Annotated in this window: 17 protein-coding genes; 10 read left to right on the top strand and 7 right to left on the bottom strand. The window is 60.8% G+C overall.

Annotated elements, in window-relative coordinates; genetic code table 11:
* Nucleotides 1-3: 3 nt before the first annotated feature.
* From LOY50_RS28760 to LOY50_RS28785, 6 genes are read left to right on the top strand one after another with little or no spacing between them, the layout of a single operon-like run.
* The gene (locus LOY50_RS28760) at nucleotides 4-1446 is read left to right on the top strand and encodes a mannose-1-phosphate guanylyltransferase/mannose-6-phosphate isomerase (RefSeq protein ID WP_253470535.1); all 1443 of its coding nucleotides are present in this window, start codon (nucleotides 4-6) and stop codon (nucleotides 1444-1446) included.
* Complete coding sequence (locus tag LOY50_RS28765) at nucleotides 1446-2243, top strand: ABC transporter permease (protein WP_253470537.1); 798 nt, start codon at nucleotides 1446-1448, stop codon at nucleotides 2241-2243. Before LOY50_RS28760 ends, LOY50_RS28765 begins: the two co-directional genes overlap by 1 nt.
* Nucleotides 2243-3508, top strand: coding sequence for an ABC transporter ATP-binding protein (locus LOY50_RS28770; RefSeq protein ID WP_258690081.1), 1266 nt, complete (start codon nucleotides 2243-2245; stop codon nucleotides 3506-3508). Before LOY50_RS28765 ends, LOY50_RS28770 begins: the two co-directional genes overlap by 1 nt.
* On the top strand, nucleotides 3505-4872 hold the full coding sequence (locus tag LOY50_RS28775; protein WP_258690082.1) for a glycosyltransferase family 1 protein: 1368 nt from the start codon (nucleotides 3505-3507) through the stop codon (nucleotides 4870-4872). Before LOY50_RS28770 ends, LOY50_RS28775 begins: the two co-directional genes overlap by 4 nt.
* Nucleotides 4863-5993: a glycosyltransferase family 1 protein gene (locus LOY50_RS28780; RefSeq protein WP_258690083.1), complete on the top strand. Its 1131-nt coding sequence runs from the start codon at nucleotides 4863-4865 to the stop codon at nucleotides 5991-5993. The genes LOY50_RS28775 and LOY50_RS28780 overlap by 10 nt, the downstream gene beginning before the upstream one ends.
* Entirely contained in the window at nucleotides 5994-7124 is a 1131-nt protein-coding gene (locus LOY50_RS28785; RefSeq protein ID WP_258690084.1) for a glycosyltransferase family 4 protein, read from the top strand. It begins immediately after the preceding gene.
* Nucleotides 7125-7293: 169 nt separating this feature from the next.
* Here LOY50_RS28785 and LOY50_RS28790 read toward each other — a convergent pair whose 3' ends face one another.
* Together LOY50_RS28790 and LOY50_RS28795 are read right to left on the bottom strand one after the other, a co-directional pair.
* Nucleotides 7294-7920, bottom strand: a complete 627-nt coding sequence (locus LOY50_RS28790; protein WP_253470548.1) for a glutathione S-transferase family protein — start codon at nucleotides 7918-7920, stop codon at nucleotides 7294-7296.
* A gap of 125 nt (nucleotides 7921-8045) precedes the next feature.
* The gene (locus tag LOY50_RS28795; protein ID WP_253470550.1) at nucleotides 8046-8948 is read right to left on the bottom strand and encodes a LysR family transcriptional regulator; all 903 of its coding nucleotides are present in this window, start codon (nucleotides 8946-8948) and stop codon (nucleotides 8046-8048) included.
* A gap of 332 nt (nucleotides 8949-9280) precedes the next feature.
* Here LOY50_RS28795 and LOY50_RS28800 point away from each other — a divergent pair, with 332 nt between their 5' ends.
* Nucleotides 9281-11494: an LTA synthase family protein gene (locus LOY50_RS28800; protein WP_258690085.1), complete on the top strand. Its 2214-nt coding sequence runs from the start codon at nucleotides 9281-9283 to the stop codon at nucleotides 11492-11494.
* A 13-nt stretch (nucleotides 11495-11507) separates the two neighbouring features.
* Here the strand turns inward: LOY50_RS28800 and nudK are convergent, their stop codons facing one another.
* Nucleotides 11508-12104: a GDP-mannose pyrophosphatase NudK gene (nudK, locus tag LOY50_RS28805; protein WP_253470554.1), complete on the bottom strand. Its 597-nt coding sequence runs from the start codon at nucleotides 12102-12104 to the stop codon at nucleotides 11508-11510.
* A gap of 192 nt (nucleotides 12105-12296) precedes the next feature.
* On the opposite strand from nudK, the gene LOY50_RS28810 reads away from it, so the two are divergent.
* Nucleotides 12297-14186, top strand: a complete 1890-nt coding sequence (locus tag LOY50_RS28810; protein ID WP_258690086.1) for a methyl-accepting chemotaxis protein — start codon at nucleotides 12297-12299, stop codon at nucleotides 14184-14186.
* 3 nt (nucleotides 14187-14189) lie between these two features.
* Here LOY50_RS28810 and nadE read toward each other — a convergent pair whose 3' ends face one another.
* Genes nadE through LOY50_RS28825 form a run of 3 tightly spaced genes read right to left on the bottom strand, consistent with a single transcriptional unit; the run spans nucleotide 14190 to nucleotide 16917 of the window.
* On the bottom strand, nucleotides 14190-15029 hold the full coding sequence (gene nadE / locus LOY50_RS28815) for an ammonia-dependent NAD(+) synthetase (protein WP_253470559.1): 840 nt from the start codon (nucleotides 15027-15029) through the stop codon (nucleotides 14190-14192).
* A gap of 1 nt (nucleotide 15030) precedes the next feature.
* Nucleotides 15031-16260 (bottom strand): nicotinate phosphoribosyltransferase, encoded by a 1230-nt coding sequence (gene pncB / locus LOY50_RS28820; RefSeq protein WP_214511118.1) that lies wholly within the window; start codon nucleotides 16258-16260, stop codon nucleotides 15031-15033.
* A gap of 9 nt (nucleotides 16261-16269) precedes the next feature.
* Nucleotides 16270-16917, bottom strand: a complete 648-nt coding sequence (locus LOY50_RS28825; RefSeq protein WP_253470561.1) for a nicotinamidase — start codon at nucleotides 16915-16917, stop codon at nucleotides 16270-16272.
* 182 nt (nucleotides 16918-17099) lie between these two features.
* Between LOY50_RS28825 and LOY50_RS28830 the strand changes: the two genes are divergently transcribed.
* Nucleotides 17100-17657, top strand: coding sequence for an adenylyltransferase/cytidyltransferase family protein (locus LOY50_RS28830; RefSeq protein ID WP_258690087.1), 558 nt, complete (start codon nucleotides 17100-17102; stop codon nucleotides 17655-17657).
* Nucleotides 17647-18354 carry an NUDIX hydrolase gene (locus LOY50_RS28835; RefSeq protein ID WP_258690088.1) on the top strand — a complete coding sequence of 236 codons (708 nt, stop codon included), beginning with the start codon at nucleotides 17647-17649 and terminating at the stop codon, nucleotides 18352-18354. The genes LOY50_RS28830 and LOY50_RS28835 overlap by 11 nt, the downstream gene beginning before the upstream one ends.
* Nucleotides 18355-18430: 76 nt before the next feature.
* Here LOY50_RS28835 and LOY50_RS28840 read toward each other — a convergent pair whose 3' ends face one another.
* Nucleotides 18431-19216, bottom strand: coding sequence for a hypothetical protein (locus LOY50_RS28840; protein WP_258690089.1), 786 nt, complete (start codon nucleotides 19214-19216; stop codon nucleotides 18431-18433).
* Nucleotides 19217-19389 lie beyond the last annotated feature (173 nt).

Here is a 19389-nt window from a genome sequence, read left to right on the forward strand (position 1 = left end):
GCCATGCTCATTCCCGTGATTCTCTCCGGCGGAGCCGGGACGAGGTTGTGGCCGGTGTCCCGCGAAGACCACCCCAAGCCCTTCATGCTCTTGCCCGATGGCCAGTCGCTGCTGGGCAAGACCTATCGGCGTGCCGCGGGGTTGTTCGACGGCCGGGGCGACATCGTCACCGTCACCAATCGCGAGTACTACTTCCAGAGCCGCGACCACTATCAAAGCGCCCACCTGGAGCGTCATCGCGGTCACTTCGTGCTCGAACCGACGGGCCGCAACACCGCGCCGGCCATTGCTAGCGCCGCGCTCGCGGTGCAGGCCCTGCACGGTGACGACGCGATCCTGGTGGTCATGCCTGCCGACCACCTGATCCAGGACGAGGCCGCCTTCCAGGCCTCCGTGGCGCACGCCGTGGAACTGGCCAAAAACGGCCACCTGGTGACCTTCGGCGTATTGCCCTCGGCGCCGGAAACCGGCTTCGGCTATATCGAACGGGGCAAGCCCCTGGATACCAAGGGTGCGGCCAAGGTTGTGCGCTTCGTCGAAAAACCCGACCTGCAGACCGCCACGCAATATCTGGAAAGCGGCCGCTTCCTGTGGAATTCGGGGATGTTCTGCTTCTCGGTCAAGACCCTGCTGGCGGAGCTGCAAGCCCACGCCCCCGAGCTGCTGGAACAGGCACGCGCCTGTGTCACGGCCAGTACGGCGGTGGAAACTTCAGGGTGTGTGCAGCAGGAACTGTCCGCGGCACATTTCGCCGAAATGCCAGACATCTCCATCGACTATGCCCTGATGGAGCGCTCCGCCAATGTCGTGGTGATTCCCGCGGCATTCGACTGGAGCGATATCGGCTCCTGGACCGCCGTCGCCGGCCTGGTGCCCGCCGACGGGCAAAACAACCGCGCCACCGGCGAGGCCCTGTTTATCGACAGCCAGAACAACTTCGTCCAGAGCGACGGCCGCCTGGTGGCCGCCCTGGGCGTGGAAAACCTGATCATTATCGACACCGCCGATGCCGTACTGGTGGCCCATGCCGACCGCGCCCAGGATGTTCGTCGCGTCGCCCGGCAACTCAAGGACAAGGATCACGAAGCCTATCGCCTGCACCGTACGGTCAGCCGCCCATGGGGCAGTTATACCGTGCTCGAAGAGGGTCCACGCTTCAAGATCAAGCGCATCGTGGTCAAGCCTGGCGCTTCTCTGTCGCTGCAAATGCACCATCATCGCAACGAACACTGGGTGGTGGTCGAAGGCATGGCCAAGGTCACCAACAACGGCTCGGGTTCGCACCTGGTCGCCAAGAACGAATCGACTTTTATCCCCGCCGGCCACAAGCACCGCCTGGAGAATCCCGGCGTCATCGACCTGGTCATCATCGAGGTCCAGAGCGGCGAATACCTGGGGGAAGACGACATCGTCCGCTTCGAAGATCACTATGGCAGGGCCGTCTGATGCTGCTGGCCTTGCAACGCACACTGTGGAGCTACCGCGGCTTCGTCCTTGGCAGCGTCAAGCGCGAGTTCCAGGCGCGGTATCGCAACTCGTTGTTCGGCGCGCTTTGGACGGTGCTCAACCCGCTGTCGATGATCCTCGTCTACACGGTAATTTTTTCCCACATCATGCGTGCCCGCCTGCCCGGGGTGGAAGACGGCATGGCCTACAGCGTCTATCTCTGCGCCGGGCTGCTGACCTGGGGGTTGTTCGCGGAAATCACCACCCGCAGCCAGGGCATGTTCCTGGAAAACGCCAACCTGCTGAAGAAGATCAGCTTCCCCCGGATCTGCCTGCCGGTGATCGTGCTGTTCAACGCCGGGATCAACTTCGCGATCATCCTCGGGCTGTTCCTCGGTTTCCTGTTGATCACCGGGCGCTGGCCGGGCATTACCTTGCTGGCATTGGTGCCGCTGCTGGCCCTGCAAGTGATGTTCGCCGCCGGGTTGGGCATGCTGCTGGGGATCCTCAATGTGTTTTTCCGTGATGTCGGGCAGTTGTTCGGCATTTGCCTGCAATTCTGGTTCTGGCTCACACCGATCGTTTACCCGATGACGATCCTGCCGCCGCCGATCCAGCAACTGCTCGCCTTCAATCCCATGACCGCCCTGATGCAGAGCTACCAGAACCTGTTTCTCTACAACCAATGGCCGGTCTGGAGCTCGCTGGTGCCGTTGCTGGTGGTCGGCCTGCTGTTATGCACCTTGGGCTTGCGCATGTTTCGTCGGCGCGGCGGTGAAATGGTGGACGAACTCTGATGGGACATTTGCGCGTCAGTGGCCTGGGCAAGGCCTACAAACAGTATCCGAACCGCTGGAGCCGGCTGTTCGAATGGTTGATCCCCTTTTCTCGCCAGCGTCATCAGTTGCATTGGATCCTGCAAGGAGTGGATTTCGAGATCCAGCCCGGGGAAGCCGTCGGCATCGTCGGGGTCAACGGTGCCGGCAAAAGCACATTGCTCAAGATGATCACCGGTACCACCCAACCCACCTGCGGCCACATCCAGTTGCAAGGTCGTGTCGCCGCGCTGCTGGAATTGGGCATGGGCTTTCATCCGGACTTCACCGGTCGCCAGAACGCGTTCATGGCCGGTCAGTTGCTGGGCATGCAGGTGGAGGAAATCGAAGCCTTGATGCCCGAGATCGAAGGGTTCGCCGAAATCGGCGAGGCCATCGACCAGCCGGTACGTACCTATTCCAGCGGCATGCAGATGCGCCTGGCCTTCAGCGTCGCCACCGCCCGGCGCCCGGACATCCTGATCGTCGACGAAGCGCTGTCGGTGGGCGACGCCTACTTCCAACACAAGAGCTTCGAGCGCATCCGCAGCTTCCGCAAGGCCGGCACCACGCTGCTGATCGTGTCCCATGATCGCTCGGCGATCCAGTCGATCTGCGACACCGCCATCCTGCTGGAACACGGACGCATGGCCATGCGCGGCAAGCCCGAAGAAGTGATGGACTATTACAATGCGATGCTGGCCCAGCGCGAAGGCCAGGTGGTCCGCCAGGAAATGCTCGCCAACGGCCAGGTGCGCACGATTTCCGGCACCGGCGAAGCCGGCATCATCGATGTACAACTGCTCAACAGTCAGGAACAGCCGGTGGAAGTGGCCGAGATCGGCCAGCCGATGGTGTTGCAAGTGCGGGTTGAAATCCGCCAGGACATCGAGCGGCTGGTGCTGGGCTTCCTGATCAAGGACCGTCTTGGCCAGCCCATGTACGGCATCAACACTCATCGCCAGGACAAAGCCGTGACCGACCTCAAGGCCGGCGAACAGATCACCTTCCGCTTCAGCTTCGACATGCGCCTGGGCAAGGGCAATTACTCCGTTGCGCTCAGCCTGTCGCGGCTGGACTCGCACCTGGACCGTAATTTCGAATGGCGCGACTACGGGTTGGTGTTTCACGTGATCAATAATCGCCAGGAAGATTTCGTCGGCTGTTCCTGGCTCCAGGCCGAGACCTGCATCCGGCGTTCGAGCCAGCCAACCCTCGACGTGCTGCCGCAAAAGGAGTTGCAATGACCCGTCTACTGGTGGAGTGCACCTATGTCTATGAAAACCCAAAGGCAAACTCCGGGATTCAGAGGGTCGTGCGCAATGTCATCCACGAGCTGCCGACCGAGGACCTGGAGCGCGAATACATTCCCGTGGCGATGCTGCGAGGCAAGCTCTACGAGGTTAAAAGCCTGGTTCCACCACCCGAGAAAGCATGGGACCTGGTCAGCTTGCGCGCACGGCTGGAGCAAGCGGCCAATCTGTTCTGGCTCAGGCACCGGACGCTGGAATCGCGGCGCCCTTTCAGCCAGTCGGCCTGGGCTCGCCGCCTCTTGTACATCGGCTGTCGGCTGTTTGTCTTTGGCTGTCTGAGTATCCCGATTCGTCTGCTCAACCTGCTTCTCAGACGCCGACAGGTTGCGCCGCGCATCATGCCGCTGGAACACCGCGCCGGTGACCAATTGGTGTTGCTGGACTCCTCCTGGCATGCGGATTTCTTCCCTTTGGCTGAACAACTCAAGCGTGACGGCGTCGGGATTATCTCAGTGGTCTACGACCTGATTCCCCTGACCCATCCACAATTCTGCGACGCCGGGCTGGTCAAGGTGTTCAACCGCTGGTTCGATTGGATTGCCCGCACCGCCGACGGCTACATCGCCATCTCCACCACCATCCGGGACCAGCTTCGCCAGGAAATGGTTCGGCGCATTGGCGAGCAGCAGGTACGAGAACGCTGGTTCGACTATTTCTACCTGGGCAGCGAACTGGACCAGATTGATCCCACCCAGGCTGTCGATCCGAATTTGCTGCGGCTGTTCAAGCGCCCCGAGCCGGTGTTCCTGATGGTCAGCACCATCGAGCCGCGCAAAAACCACGCTTACCTGCTCGACGCATTCGAGCGGGCCTGGGCCGCCGGCTCCCAAGCGCGGCTGTGCATCGTCGGGAAGATCGGCTGGAAATGCGAGGCGTTGATCGAACGTATCCGACGTCATCCGCAACTCGATAGCCGCCTGTTCATGTTCAACAACCTCGCGGATCAAAGCCTGGAACACGCCTATCGAAACGCCACTGCGCTGGTGTTCCCGTCCTATGTGGAAGGTTTCGGCCTGCCGCTGGTGGAAGCCATGCAGCGCGGCTTGCCGGCAATGGGCAGCGACATTGAAGTGTTTCGGGAAATCGGCGGTGATTTCATGGCCTATTTCGATCTCGACGAACCCCAAAGCCTGGCGGACCTGGTCACCGACATGGAGCACACCGGGGTATTCCCGGCCAAGCGCAACCTGGATCACTGGCAATGGCTGAGCTGGCGCCAGGCCAGTGCGCAATTGGTGGAGCGGATCGAGGGCCACGTTAACGAAGTCATCGTCGACCGGGAAACAGCATGCGGATAGCCCTCAACGCGCGCATCCTCCAGGCCCCTCGCACTGGCATCGGCCATTACGTAGCGGAGCTGGCCACTGCCCTGGCCCGGGAGCCGGACGTGCAGTTGTCGCTGTTTCATGGCTGGGGTTGGAGTTCGCAATTGCCGCAAACGGCCGCGCCTGGCTATTCAAAGCTAAGCCCCTGGCTTCGGCGGGTTCCGGGAGCCTATCAGGCGCGGCGCTGGCTGGAGCAGAAACGCTTCGATCAAGGCCGTTCAAAGGCCATCGACCTGTATCACGAACCCAGCCTTTGGCCGCTGGCCTTCGAGGGGCCGACGGTGATCACCCTCCATGACCTCACGCACCTGCGCTACCCAGAAACGCAACCACCGGCACGCCTGAAGGAAATCGAGCGACGGCTCGACCGTGCGGTGGAGCTGGCGCAACTGATTCTGACCGACTCGCAGTTCATCGCCGATGAGGTCCAACAGCATTTCGGCCTCCCCGCCGAGCGCCTGCGGGTCGCGCCGCTGGGGGTAGCGGCGCGTTTCCATCCGCGCGAACCCGCCGCCATCGACGCCGTACTCAAGGCCCACGGCCTGGAACCCGGCCGATACTTTCTCTGTGTCGGCACTCTGGAGCCCCGCAAGAACCTGTCGCTGGCCCTGCGCGCCCATGCCGGGCTTCCTGAATCCGTACGTCAGACCTTTCCTTTGTTCATCGTAGGAATGAGCGGATGGCAACAGGCACAGCTCAATGATGAGTTGAAAGGCGCCCTGGCTGGCGGTCATGTTTGTCTGGCGGGTTACCTGCCTGACGAACAGGTCGCCCAGCTATTGGCGGGGGCACGGGCGCTGATTTTCCCGTCTTATTACGAAGGCTTTGGCCTGCCGGTGCTTGAAGCCATGGCCAGTGGCACACCGGTAATTACCACCCGCTGCTCGGCGATGCCCGAGGTGGCGGGGCCAGCCGGCAATTACTGCGAGCCGGACGATCCGCAAGGCATGCGCGAAGCCATGGGCCGGTTGATGGAAGATCCCCAGCACTGGCAAGCGTGTCGCGAAGCGGGGCTGCAACAAGCGGCGCTTTTTTCCTGGGAACGCTGTGCGAAGGTCACCGCCCAAGCGTATCGCCAGGTCTTGGGAGGTTGAATGCGAGTCCTGCACTTTTACAAAACCTATTTGCCAGACTCCATGGGTGGCATCGAACAGGTCATCTTCCAGCTGTGCGACAGCACTGACCGGTTGGGTATCGATAACACCGTGCTGGCCCTGAGCAGGCAGCCGGCGTCCGAACCGATCAAGATCCGACAGCATGTCGTTCATCAGGCGCGAATGGACTTCCAACTGGCGTCCACCGGCTTCTCCTACAGCGTGTTCAAGAAATTCCGTGAGCTGGCCGCCGAAGCGGACGTGATCAACTACCACTTCCCCTGGCCGTTCATGGACCTGGTGCATTTTTGCACCTCCGTGAAAAAACCCTACGTCGTGACCTACCATTCGGACATCGTTCGCCAGCGGCACCTGCTCAAGCTCTATCGCCCCTTGATGCGGCGCTTTCTCGACGGCGCCGAGCGTATCGTCGCGGCGTCGCCGAACTATGTTCATACCAGCGATGTGCTCAAGGAATACCCCGCCAAGACCCGGATCATCACCTACGGCCTGAACAAGACCAGTTATCCACAGCCTGACGCCGAGCGCATGGCGGGGTGGAAGGCAAAACTGGGCGAGCGTTTCTTTTTGTTCGTGGGGGTGATGCGTTACTACAAAGGCCTGCACATTCTGCTCGACGCCCTCAAAGGCGTGGATTACCCCGTGGTCATCGTGGGTGCCGGCCCGCTGGAAAAACAACTGCATGCCCAGGCGGCGGCACTGGGCCTGCGCAACCTGCATTTCCTCGGACGCCTGGGGGACGAGGACAAGGTCGCGCTGCTGGAATTGAGTTATGCCATCGTGTTCCCTTCGCACTTGCGCTCCGAAGCCTTTGGCATCTCACTGCTCGAAGGCGCGATGTTCGGCAAGCCGATGATCTCCAGCGAAATCGGCACCGGCACCAGCTACATCAATGTCCACGAAGAAACCGGCCTGGTGGTGCCACCGAGCAATCCCGAAGCTTTTCGCGAGGCGATGCGCACCCTGTGGGAAAACCCGGCACAAGCCCAGGCCATGGGCGCCAGGGCCGAAGCTCGCTACCGACAGTTGTTCACGTCTGAAGAGATGGGCCGCAAGTGGGTGCGGCTATACGAGGAACTGCTGGAGGAAAAGGCGCTTTCCTACGCCTAGGTCTACTGGAACGATGCAATTGCTGTGGTAAGGGACCTATCTCTGCCATGTGGGAGCAAAGCTTGCTCGCGAAACAGGCGCCTCGATCTCTGAAAGACCGCAGTGCCTTCATCGCGGGCAAGCCTTGCTCCCACAGTGAAGATAAATCCCCTCGCCACCGAGCTCCGTTTCAGGCGTGCTTTTGCAACCCGACAGCCGTACGCGGCATGCCCACGAATCCGGGCAAGGCTTCGATCCGCGCCAGCCAGGCCCGCACATTGGCATAGTCCTCCAATGACACATTGCCTTCCGGTGCGTGGGCGATGTAGCTGTAGCCGGCGATGTCCGCGACGGTCGCAGCGTCACCCGCCAGATAAGCACGGTTGCTCAATTCCTGATCAATGACTTTCAGCACGTTGTGGGAACGGGCAATCACGTCCTCAGCGTTGTAGGCCGCGCCAAACACCGTGATCAGTCGCGCCGTGGCCGGGCCCGCATGGATCGGCCCAGCCGCCGCCGACAACCAGCGCTGCACCCGGGCGGCGCCGATCGGATCGGTCGGCAGCCAGCGGCCCTTGCCATATTTGTGCGCCAGGTACACCAGGATCGCGTTGGAGTCCGCCAGCACCACGCCGCCATCGTCAATGACCGGCACCTGGCCAAACGCATTGAGCGCCAGGAAGTCCGCCTGTTTGTGCGCGCCCTTGGCCAAGTCGACGAAGACTTCTTCGACGGGTAGCCCGAGCAACGAAAGCATCAGTTGAACGCGATGGGAATGGCCGGAAAGCGGGAAATGATAGTGCTTGATAGGGTTCATGGTCGACTCCGCTGCAAGTGACGCCATCAGCACAACGGCGTCGATGGGGTCATCTTCCGCTCCAGGCAGAACCAAGAGAATCACCCAGAAATGCAATCCATTGTTTCAGCCTGCGAAACAATGTTTCAACCGCTCAAGGCCGGATGTTCGCGCAGTGCACCGACGACGAAATCGACAAAACTGCGGACCCGCGCCGGCGCATTTCGCCCGCCCTGGTACACCACATGGATCGGCAGAGGCGGCAATTCGAAATCGGCCAGGACGATTTCCAGTTCCCCGGCCGCCACGTTGCCTGCCACTTGGTAAGACAGGACCCGCGTCATCCCCAACCCCTGGCAGGCCGCCGTGATCGCGGCCTGGTTGGCCGTCACCACCAGCCGAGGCACGGGCCGGACGGCCAACGGTTGGCCTGAATCGAGGAAGGTCCAGCTTTTGACCTGGCCAATGGCCGATGATGCCACCACCGGCATTCGCTCCAAATCCTCCGGATGCCGGGGCCGCCCGTGGCGCGCGAAGAAACCAGGGGCGCCGCACACCACCCGCCGCACTTCACCGACTCGCACGGCGTGCAGGTTGCTGTCCGGCAACTCGCCAATGCGCAGGGCAACATCGATGCCCTCCTCCACCAGGCTGACCGTGCGGTCCAACAACAAGGCGTTGATGCAGACCTCGGGGAACCGGTGCAAGTAATCCACCAGCAGCGGCGTGACGAATAACTGACCGAACAGCACCGGCGCGGTAATCGTCAGCTGCCCTCGGGGCTGGACGTGGCTGCCGGCCGCCGAATCCTCGGCTTCCTGCAAATCGCTCAGGATCCGGCGACAGTCCTCGAGAAAGCGCTGGCCGGCTTCGCTCAAGTACACGTTGCGGGTGGTGCGCACCAGCAATGGCGTGCCGATGCGTTGCTCCAACGCCGCCACCGCCCGCGTGACGCTGGCCGCCGACATCCCCAAGCGCCGCGCTGCCGCCGAAAAACCCGACTCCTGGGCCACGGCGAGGAAAACCTGCATTTCCTGGAACCTGTCCATCCATCCCCCGATGAGAAATCCTGATACAAGTTTTCTGCGCGTCTCAAAGCAGCGCTACGCGGCCATTGTAGAGGCCTGGGCCAGTGAACCACAGCGTAGCGCAGCCAGACACCGGGACATTGGCTCGGCCAGGGGCGATTGCACTTGGTACCATCCCTCCCAATGACAATTTCATGACCGAAGGAAGAACCGTCTGTGGAAGCGAGCTTGCTCGCGATGGCGGTGTGTCAGTCGATATGAATTCAACTGATCCGACGCTATCGCGAGCAAGCTCGCTCCCACAGGGGTCGTGTCCGTTCAGTAGATTGGTTTCAACCGAAAGGCCTGCTTTTGTGAACGTTCTTTATCGCGCTTCAACCCATCCGCGCGCCGCCCTCATCGCCCTGATTGGCTGCGTACTACTCGTCCCAATGGGCCTGCGTCTCGCCCTGGGCTGGTCCGACCCGCTGGGTTATCTCTCGGACCTGGGTATCGGCGGGTTGCTGATCGTGCTGCTCCATCGCCGTCCCGGGTGGCTGGCATTCCCGGTATTGCTGGCCTGGAGCGCGTTGACGCTGACCAGCATCGAGTTGGTCAGCGCGGTCGGGCGGATGCCCAATCCTTCGGACGTGCATTACCTGACCGACCCGCAGTTCGTTGAAAATTCCACCAGCGGCGGCTTCGCCCATCCCTGGCTGGCCGCGCTCCAGTTGTCCGCGCTGGTGTTCTGGCTGGTTACTCAATGGACCAGCCGCCCACGCCAGGCGCCACGCTTGCCGCGCCACGCCTGGGCCGTGCCCGTGTTGCTCCTGTTGGGCCACGGCGCGCTGCAAGCCTGGCGTCCCAGCGAGGCGGACCAATGGAATGTGTTCAACCTGCCTCACCAACTCGTCACCGCAAGTATCGCCGCCGGGCAGGACCAGGCCCGACAATGGCTCGACGGCGATGCGGTGGACCCGCCCCCGCCGATGGCGGGGCTGACCCGCCTGGACCTCGATGGCAACAGACTGCTGGCCGAACCGGGCCGTGCGCGCAACGTCCTGGTCATCGCCCTGGAGGGCATTCCCGGTGCCTACGTGGGCGCCAACCGCCAGGCCTTGAAAAGCAGCTATCAGGAGAACCTGATGCCGCACCTCAGTGCCTGGGCCGAGCGCGGCATGAACACCCCCGATTACGTCCTGCACAGCCACCAGACCATTCGTGGCCTCTACGCGATGCTGTGTGGCGACTACGACAAGCTCGACAACGGCACGCCCAAAGGCGTCGAAATGCTCAACCAGACCCAGCGCAACCAGGCCTGCCTGCCGGCCCAGCTGCGCCAGAACGGCTTTTCCACGCATTTCCTGCAGGGTGCGGGCCTGCGGTTCATGGCCAAGGACCGGATCATGCCGCACATCGGCTTCGACACGACCTTGGGCATGGAGTGGTTCACTCGCCCCGCCTACCTGGAATTCCCTTGGGGCATGGACGACAAGACTTTCTTCGAAGGCGCGCTGGACTACGTCGGGCAACTGCAACAAGCGGACAAACCCTGGATGCTGACCCTGCTGACCGTCGGCACGCACCAGCCCTACTCGGCACCGGATGACTACCTGCAACGCTACGACACCGCCAAGCAGGCAGCGGTGGGTTACCTGGACGACGCCCTGGAGAACTTCCTCGCGGGCCTGGAACGCCAGGGCATCCTGGACAACACCCTGGTGGTCATCACCTCGGACGAATCCCATGGCATCGACGACGTGCGACTGGCCTCCTCCTGGGGGTTCAACCTGACGCTGGCGCCGGAGCCGTTGCCCAGGATCAAGTCAGGCACCTACGGCCACGTCGACTTGACCGCCTCGATCCTCGATTACTTCGGCTTTGCGGTGCCCACGTCATTGTCCGGCCGCTCGATGTTCAGGGACTACCCGACGGGTCGGGAAATCATGTCGTTCACCAACGGCAAGCTTCGCTATCACGATGGCAAGGGCACCTTTACCGAGTGCGACTTCCTCCAGCATTGCCGTGACTACGCCAGCGACGGCTTCATCGCCGACCGCGCCACCTATGGCGGGCAATACAGCGGCCAGCGCGCCAGGCTGATCGGCGCCCGGGCCACGGCCCTGGACCAGACCCTGTTGCGCACGCCCTTGAACCAGCATTATCAATTCGGCAGTGCGGATAAAATCCCGCTGCCGGCCCAGGTCACCAACGACTGGACCGACAACCTGATCGGTGCCCAATACCTGGAAATGCCCAAGGGTTCACAGACCCGCGTCAGCCTGACCATCCGCGCCGTGGAGGCTGACCACGCCGCCTACATTTCCCTCAAGGCCAAGGAGTTCGAACAGGATGTGTCGATGGACCTGCCGACAGACGTGGCGGTGACACCCGACCAGCCGCTGGTGATGAACCTCCGTTTCGACAACCCGCAGCAGCGCAAGGCGTTTTCCTTCCATCTGCTCGGTCATGGCGTCGGCGCCATCGAGATCAGCGACTTCAGCGTCGTGACCGAACTGCCGGACCAGACCGACAAGCCGGAATATCTGGACGATATGCAGGACGACAGCGAGGCCCAATCCAGCTGAACGAAAAACGCGGCTAATCCAGCAACCGATGCAGCTTGGCGTACTGCAACAGCATGATGGTCTTGCCGTCGCAAATCTCCCCGGTCTCGATCATGCCCAAGGCCTGGTCGAGGGGTAGCTCCAGCACTTCGATCTCTTCGCCCTCGGCTTCCAGGCCGCCGCCTGCGTGCTGCTTGTCTTCATCGAAGTACTCGCCGACGAAAAAATGCACCCGTTCCGTCACCGAGCCCGGGCTCATGAAGGCGTCGAACACCTTGCGCACGTCCTGGATGATATAGCCGGTTTCTTCCTGGGTTTCCTTGCGGATGCAGGTGTGCGGGTCGTCGTTGTCCAGCAGGCCAGCGCAGGTTTCTATCAACAAGTCGTCGTGCCCGTTGACGAAGGCCGGGAAGCGGAATTGCCGGGTCAACACCACGGTCTGCTTGGCCTTGCTGTACAGCAGGATCGTGGCACCGTTGCCACGGTCGTAGGTCTCGCGCGTCAGCTCGCGCCATTGGCCGTTGCGACCGAGGTAGTCGTAGGTGGTCTTGCGCAGCACGTACCAATCATCCGAGAGGACTTCGACGTGCTTGATGCGTACGCGATCCTTGATGCCGATTGCCTGTGTCATTTGCCCACTCCGTTCGGGACCCGAGGTCCCCTTTGAAAACTCCATTCGCACCTCTTCCATGCCCACAAGAAAACTCACGATGGCCCATCGTTTTTTCTAGTTCGACAAAATCTGCCCGCTCATTAAATCTTCGACCAGCCCTGAGCCTGCGGGGATTCGATCAATAAAAAAGAAACCAGACGAGCATTCCTCATGGGCATCAATCTGAAATTCGGCCACAAGATTCTTCTGGGTGCCTGCCTCATCGTGATGGCGGTATTCCTGTCTTTCTCGTTGTTCAACGACCATCGCCAGCAAGCCAGCACCCGCGAAGCACTGCACCGCAACCTACAGGCCACCGGCCAGTTGCTGGGCGCGAACCTCGACAGCTGGCTGGCCGGCCGGATCCTATTGATCGAAGGTGCCGCCGAAACCATCGCCGCCAATCCCACCCCGCAGAACATCGGCGCAATTCTCTCCCAGGACATCATTACAAGGACCTTCATCGCCAGCTACGTCGGCCTTGAAGACAGTCGTTTCTTTATCCATCCCGAACGGGTAATGCCCGACGGGTATGATGTTCGCCAGCGCGCCTGGTACAAAGACGCGGCTCGCAGCCTTGAACCGGTGCTGACCGAACCCTACATCGGTGCCGGTATTGATTACCTGATCATGACCCAGGCGGCGCCGATCAAGGTCGATGGCAAGGCCGTGGGTGTGCTGGGTGCGAGCCTGAGCCTGGAGCAACTCGCGAAAATCATCAATGCCGTGGACCTCAACGGCATAGGCTACGCCTTCCTGGTCAGCGACGACGGCAAGATCCTGGTGCACCCGGACAACACACGAGTGACCAAGACACTCGCCCAAGCGTTCCCCGAAGGCCCGCCGAGCATCAACAGCGCCTTGAATGAAGTGCAGGAAAACGGCCGGACGCGGATCGTCACGTTTACCCCGATCAACGGCCTACCCTCGCTGCACTGGTCCATCGGACTTTCAGTGGATAAAGACAAGGCCTACGCCGCACTCCACGAGTTTCGCACTTCGGCGTTGGTCGCCACATTGATCGCCATGCTGGTGACGGTCGGTTTGCTCGGCCTGTTGATCAATGCCCTGATGCGACCACTACGCAGCATGGGCTCGGCCATGCAATCCATCGCCGATGGCGAAGGCGACCTGACCCAGCGCCTGCACAGCCTGTCCCGGGACGAGTTCGGCATGATGGCCGGCGGGTTCAACCGCTTCGTCGAACGTATCCAGCAGTCGATCCGGGAAGTCCTGGCGTCCAGTGTCCAACTCACCCACTTGGCGGCACAGGTCAGCCAGGCGTCAAACGCATCCCTGAAAAGCTCTGACACTCAAGCGGCGCTGACCCATAACGTCGCCACGGCTATCAACGAGCTTGGGGCCGCAGCCCAGGAAATCGCCCGCAGCGCCGCTCATGCCTCAAGCCGCGCCTCTGATACCAGGGATCAGACCCAGGAAGGCCAGGCGGTGGTGCAGCGCAGCATCAGCGCCATGTCGCAACTCTCGTCGCAGGTGGTCAATACCCGCCAGGACATCGAAAGCCTGAATGAGAAAACGCTGAAAATCGGACGTATTCTCGACGTCATCAAAGGCATCTCCGACCAGACCAACTTGCTGGCCCTTAACGCTGCCATCGAGGCCGCCCGCGCCGGAGATGCCGGGCGCGGTTTTGCTGTGGTCTCGGACGAAGTCCGTACGCTCGCCCATCGCACCCAACAGTCCGCTCAGGAAATCCACAGCATGATCGAGGAACTGCAAGCAGGTGCCGGCAGCGCCGTGAGCGCCATGCTCGAAAGCCAGCGTCACAGCGACGACAACGTCACTACCGCCAGGCTCGCGGGCGAGCGACTCAACCGTGTGCTGCTGGGCATCGGCGAGATCGACGAGATCAACCTGTCGGTAGCCACCGCCACCGAAGAACAAACCTCAGTGGTGGACAATCTGGATCGCGACATCAGCCACATCAATGACCTGAACCAGGAAATGGTCGGCAATTTGCAATCCACCTTGCAGGCCTGCACAGAACTGGAAAACCAGTCACGCCGCCTGCAACAAATGGTCAACACCTTCAAGATCTAAGGGTCATTCAGACCGGGTAGGCGGGACGCGGGGCAGTGCTCGTTTGTGGGCCGTCTTGAGGTAGGCGCGCTCAATGATCTGTCGCGCCTGCGGCGACACCGCTTCGCCCATCAGATACCCATCGATTTGCTCGTAGCTGCAGCCATACGCCACTTCATCGAGCTTGCCGGGTGCCAGGTCTTCCAAATCGGCGGTCGGTGCCTTGCGCACCAGGTACGCGGGGGCGCCCATCGCATCGGCCAACAATCTCACCTGAGTCTTCGTCAACCCGGACAGCGGGGCCAGGTCGCACGCGCCGTCGCCGAACTTGGTGAAAAAACCCATGACCGCCTCCGCCCCATGATCGGTGCCAACCACCAACCCATTGCTCAGATTGGCAATGGCGTATTGCGCCAGCATCCGTGCCCGGGCCTTGGCGTTGCCTTTGGCAAAGTCGATGAGCTCGGCGCCAGGCTGCAAGCCGTCGATGGCGATACTGCCCATCAGCCCGTCGACACAAGCGGCGATGTTGCTGGTGGTGATCACGTCCGGCCGGATGAAGTCCAGGGACGCCTGGGCGTCTTGCTCATCTGCCTGAGCCTTATAGGGCAACCGGACGGCGATAAAACGCGCCTCGTAGTCTGCCTCCCGCAATTGCTCCACCGCCAACTGGCATAGGCGGCCGGCGGTGAGCGAGTCGACGCCTCCACTGATCCCCAGGACCAGGGACTTGCAACCGGACTCGCGCAAGATCTGCTTGATGAATTCGATGCGGCGGGCAATCTCGGTGGCTTCGCCACCCCGTGTGAGTTGACGATCGATGCCCAGTTCCCGGGCAATGCGTTCTTGCACAAGCGAAGTCATATCAGGCTCCCAGCTGTGGATTGATCAGGGCGACGTTGAACACTTGGGCGGCGTACCGCAGAAACGAGGCATCCTCGCAGACGTTCTTGATCGGGTCGTCGGAGAACTTCACGACCGGCTCGCCGTGGACCCGCACCAGCTTCATGACGATGCTCAGTGGTTCGACACCGTCGACATCGCAGGCCAGGCTGGTGCCCATGCCGAAACCGAATTTGGCCTTGCCGCGAACATGCCGCAGGATCGGCAGGCATTTTTCGAAATTGAGGCCATCGGAGAACATCAGGTCCTTGGTCCGCGGGTCGATGCCCAGCTCCTGATAACGCCCCAGCACCTTGTCGGCCCAGACGATCGGGTCACCGGAATCCTGGCGCAGGCCGTCATAGAGCTTGGCAAAGTACAGGTCGAAATCCTTGAGGAAGAAATCGGTGCTGATGCAGTCCGTCAGGGCGATACCGAGGCGGCCGCGATACTCGCGCACCCAGTTTTCCAACGCCGCGTTCTGGCTCTCGCGCAAGCGCCCGAGTTGTTGATGCACCATCAGCCATTGGTGAGCCATGGTGCCGATCAGGGGCAGATCGAACTCGTAAGCCAAGTGAGCGTTACTGGTGCCGACAAAGACCCCAGGAAAATCGCTGCGCATGATATTCACCACTTCACGCTGGGCCCTGAACGACAGCCGCCGCCGGGTGGAGAAGTCTGAAACGCGAAACTCGGCGAGTTCTTCACGGCTGGCGTTTTTCTCCAGCCATTCGAACTTCTGGTACAGCTTGCGGGTGACGTCGGCCAACTCGACTTCGGGGTACTTCTCGCGGTTGCGCAGTTCACTGACCATGGCCAATACCGGTTGCTCGAACATGATGCAGTGCAGCATCGGCCCCCGGACGCGGATGTGCAGTTGGCCGTCGACTTCCGAAACGTGTATGTAGCGCAAATTGAAGCGAAACAGGCCGAGAAACTGTTCGAAGTCCGGTGTCAGGTATTCGCGGAAACGCTTGTTGAACAGAAACCGCTGCTCCCCTTCGCGCAGCTGCAACCCCGCGAGCCTCTCCAGCTCCACACGAATATCCGGGATCAGGTGACCGAGCCGCTCCTTGGAGCGCACGATGAACTGGTATTCCACCTCGACATTCGGGTGCTGGTGCAAGACCGCCTGCATCATGGTGAAGGTGTAGTAGTCGGTATCCAGAAGACTCTGGATGGTGCCGCTGTTTGAATCGAATGCACTGTCCATGGCTCTTCCTTATGCGTTCGCCAACTGGAGGGTTTCTTCACGCGTCGCGGCAACCGAGACGCCCGCTTGCCGCATGTCTTGAATGGCTTGAATGGCCCCCTCTTCACTGATGGCCCGGCAAGCCGGGAGGTGAATGATCACCTTGAAGCCGGCGGCGGCCAGTTGCAGAGCGGTGGTCTTGACGCAGAAATCCAGCGCCAGCCCGCCAACAATCACCTGCTGCACACCCAGGCCGTTCAGGTACTCGATCACCCCGGTGGACAGCTTGCCGTGCAGATCGTGGTAGCAGGCGCCGTACGGGTGCAAATCCGGCTCGACGCCCTTCCAGACGAAATAGTCGTAGTCGTAGGGAGTCGGCAGTTGATCCAGCAGGGCGAAACCTTCGGTGCCGGGAACGCAGTGGCTGACCCAGGTGATGTCGGCATGCTCGAGCCCGGTCGGCACGAACATCTGTGCGTGATCGGCGACCACCCACGGAGCCAGGGGCGAATGGGCGTCCTTGCTGCCGATGCGGAGGCTGGCCAGGGACGCGATGAAATTCAGCTCACCGCCAATCTGGTCACCGCCCGGCACCGGAAGCTCATCGGGGCATAGCGGCGTAAAGCTCTTTTGCGCATCGACATCGAAGGAAGCTGTTTTCCGGGTCAGGCTGCTCATACTGGGTTTCTCCTCTTCATGGTCACGAGAGTACATAAGGTGTACTTTCATAACAAGCCACTCGCAGAAAATATTTTTGATGATCCATCTTTAATTAGTGGCTATGAATCAGCACAAAGCAGGTTTTCACTAAAAAGATTTTGCTGGTAGAGTACATGTCATGTACCAAAAGAGGATGTGCCATGTTCGAGATTGCCCTTTATGGCGGCGCCTTCAATCCCCCGCACGCCGGTCACGCCCAGGTAATGATCGAGGCCTCACGCCTGGCCAGACGCGTGCTGGTGGTCCCCAGCTTGCGGCATCCCTACGGCAAGCAAATGGTCGACTATGAGGTTCGCCTGAACTGGCTGGAATCGATCGTCGAAAAGGTGCAGCCACTGTGCTGCGCCGAAGTGCGTGCAAGCCGGGCGGAACAGGTCGTGGCCCGTGGCGTTGAAGGCGCAATCTACAGCTACACCCTGCTCGCCCACCTCGCCGACAGCCTGGCCCTGGACGGCAAGCGGATTGCGTTGGTGGTGGGCCAGGATGTTGCGGATCGGCTGCCGACCTTCTATCGCGGGCAAGAATTGCTGGAGCGTTTTTCCATCCTTTGCGTGGAGGAAAAGATCCACGTGCGCAGCACGGTGATTCGCGACCGGCTGGCTTTGGGCGAGCCGCTTCCCAGCGACTGGATGGCACCCGGCATGAACCCGTTAAACTATGGTCTTTACGCTCCCCACGGAAATCGACATGCCCACTAGCACAGCCCCCGCGCGCGGTTATCTGCACACCATCGACCTCTGTGTGCTGCGCTTCTGCCGGGAAACCCACGCACTGGAAATCCTCCTGAACCGACGGGAAGCCGAGCCGTTCGCCGGCCATTGGGCGCTGCCCGGGATCGTGGTCAATGGTGACGTCGAAGATCTCACGCTGAACGACGCCGTGGAGCGCCTGCGCAATTCAAACAAGGTGGGCATGCCGCTGGCCTGGATCGAACAGGTCGGCACCGTCGGCGACGCGTTCCGCGATCCGCGCTGCTGGTCGTCCTCGACGTTCTACCTGGCGATTGTCAGCGAGGCGGTCCAGCTCGCCGAACACCAGCGATTTTTTCCCCTCAAGGACGTCGCTGACGCCTCGATCAAACTCCCTTTCGACCACAACAGCCTGGTGGCTGCGGTCCAGGAGCGATTGCTGTCCAAGGCCCTCTATAGCAGCCTGCCGCTGATGTTCCTGGGCCCGGAATTCAGCGCGCCGGAAGCGGTGGGCATTTTCTCCGTGGTGCTCGATCGCCCGGTGCTCAAGACCAGCATGCGCCAGCGTTTGCTGAAGATGACCGAAGCGGGTTATTTGCAGGAAACCGGTCGCAAAAAAAGCGGCGACGGCGGCCGCCCACAACGCACGGTGGAGAATCTCAAACCGGACAGCGTTTATCTTTTTGATCGGTGTTTTCTGGAGTGATTTGTGCGTACGGCCAGCACACCTTCCTCGCCCCGATATCAAAGGCCATGGGGTCTCTGCTAGATCAAAGAACAGCTTAGGAGAGTCCTTCGAGCAATCCGGCTTCGCCCAGCAAGTCCACGATGACATGCTCGTCAACCGCGTAGACACCACGAGAGGCTTTCCAGACCAGCTTCTTTTCCTGAAGGGCGATGAGCGCTTGCTGAACACCCGGCACTTCGACCTTTATATCGTGCTCTGCGATACCGGCCTGCTCCATCGCTTTCGCATAGAGCTCCATGGTGGGTGCCTCGAAAGGCGCATAATTATCGCCTTTGGCACTCATGACGCGGATAACGGCGGACTGGATAGGGGTCAGGCTATGAATAACTTTCTTGAGGTTTGCGTTGAGCTCGTCAGCTTGCGCCCGAACCAACGTTGCGAATCGCTCGGGGATGGTTGCAGGATCCAGCGCAAAATCGAACCTGATCTCATCGGCGGCGGCACCTAGCAACTCAGGACGATAACCACTCTCCTTGAACAACTCGAACACATTAGAGGGATCGAGCGGATAGGCGAGATCGATATTCGCGCAGAACCAGTTTATGAAATCCTGATCCAGGGTTGGAAATTGAACCATGGAGGCCCCAAAGAAAGCTTGGTCCTTACTATTGCGGAGCATGGCGAGCTTGTCCCGGTTAGATCCGGTGCAGACGATGCGAAGACCGTGGTGCTTCGAACTGTTTAGCTCGTCCCTTGCCGCTTTCAGTGCGAAAAGCGCCGCAACGCCTTCATCCGTGGTGATCGCATGTTGAGCTTCGTCGATCATCAGGACGATGATCTTCTTCGACTCATCCGAAAGCGCCGCGAGCGCGGTGGTCAAGTCGATATCCCTGCCCAGCGCCAGTCTTTTATGATTCTAAAGCTGTTGACACTTGCAGCGCTGTCGCTTCATTCATGTAATTGCTCTTGCAAGGCCTCGTAACGCTGCCAGCCATCGGCCACCAGTTGCAATGAATGCTGTTGTTTTCTAGCGCTTTCCAGCTCTCGGTGAAT

It is taken from the genome of Pseudomonas sp. B21-010 (assembly GCF_024749325.1).
In the GTDB taxonomy this organism is placed as follows: Bacteria; Pseudomonadota; Gammaproteobacteria; order Pseudomonadales; family Pseudomonadaceae; genus Aquipseudomonas; species Aquipseudomonas kilonensis.

Bases quoted from the DNA above. Each gene is read 5' to 3' on its own strand.
- nadE (WP_253470559.1), bottom strand. From the start codon at position 15,029: ATGACTTCGCTTGTGCAAGAACGCATTGCCCGGGAACTGGGCATCGAT.
- LOY50_RS28830 (WP_258690087.1), top strand. From the start codon at position 17,100: ATGTTCGAGATTGCCCTTTATGGCGGCGCCTTCAATCCCCCGCACGCC.
- LOY50_RS28765 (WP_253470537.1), top strand. From the start codon at position 1,446: ATGCTGCTGGCCTTGCAACGCACACTGTGGAGCTACCGCGGCTTCGTC.
- LOY50_RS28835 (WP_258690088.1), top strand. From the start codon at position 17,647: ATGCCCACTAGCACAGCCCCCGCGCGCGGTTATCTGCACACCATCGAC.
- pncB (WP_214511118.1), bottom strand. From the start codon at position 16,260: ATGGACAGTGCATTCGATTCAAACAGCGGCACCATCCAGAGTCTTCTG.
- LOY50_RS28785 (WP_258690084.1), top strand. From the start codon at position 5,994: ATGCGAGTCCTGCACTTTTACAAAACCTATTTGCCAGACTCCATGGGT.
- LOY50_RS28760 (WP_253470535.1), top strand. From the start codon at position 4: ATGCTCATTCCCGTGATTCTCTCCGGCGGAGCCGGGACGAGGTTGTGG.
- LOY50_RS28770 (WP_258690081.1), top strand. From the start codon at position 2,243: ATGGGACATTTGCGCGTCAGTGGCCTGGGCAAGGCCTACAAACAGTAT.
- LOY50_RS28775 (WP_258690082.1), top strand. From the start codon at position 3,505: ATGACCCGTCTACTGGTGGAGTGCACCTATGTCTATGAAAACCCAAAG.
- nudK (WP_253470554.1), bottom strand. From the start codon at position 12,104: ATGACACAGGCAATCGGCATCAAGGATCGCGTACGCATCAAGCACGTC.
- LOY50_RS28810 (WP_258690086.1), top strand. From the start codon at position 12,297: ATGGGCATCAATCTGAAATTCGGCCACAAGATTCTTCTGGGTGCCTGC.
- LOY50_RS28780 (WP_258690083.1), top strand. From the start codon at position 4,863: ATGCGGATAGCCCTCAACGCGCGCATCCTCCAGGCCCCTCGCACTGGC.
- LOY50_RS28790 (WP_253470548.1), bottom strand. From the start codon at position 7,920: ATGAACCCTATCAAGCACTATCATTTCCCGCTTTCCGGCCATTCCCAT.
- LOY50_RS28795 (WP_253470550.1), bottom strand. From the start codon at position 8,948: ATGGACAGGTTCCAGGAAATGCAGGTTTTCCTCGCCGTGGCCCAGGAG.
- LOY50_RS28825 (WP_253470561.1), bottom strand. From the start codon at position 16,917: ATGAGCAGCCTGACCCGGAAAACAGCTTCCTTCGATGTCGATGCGCAA.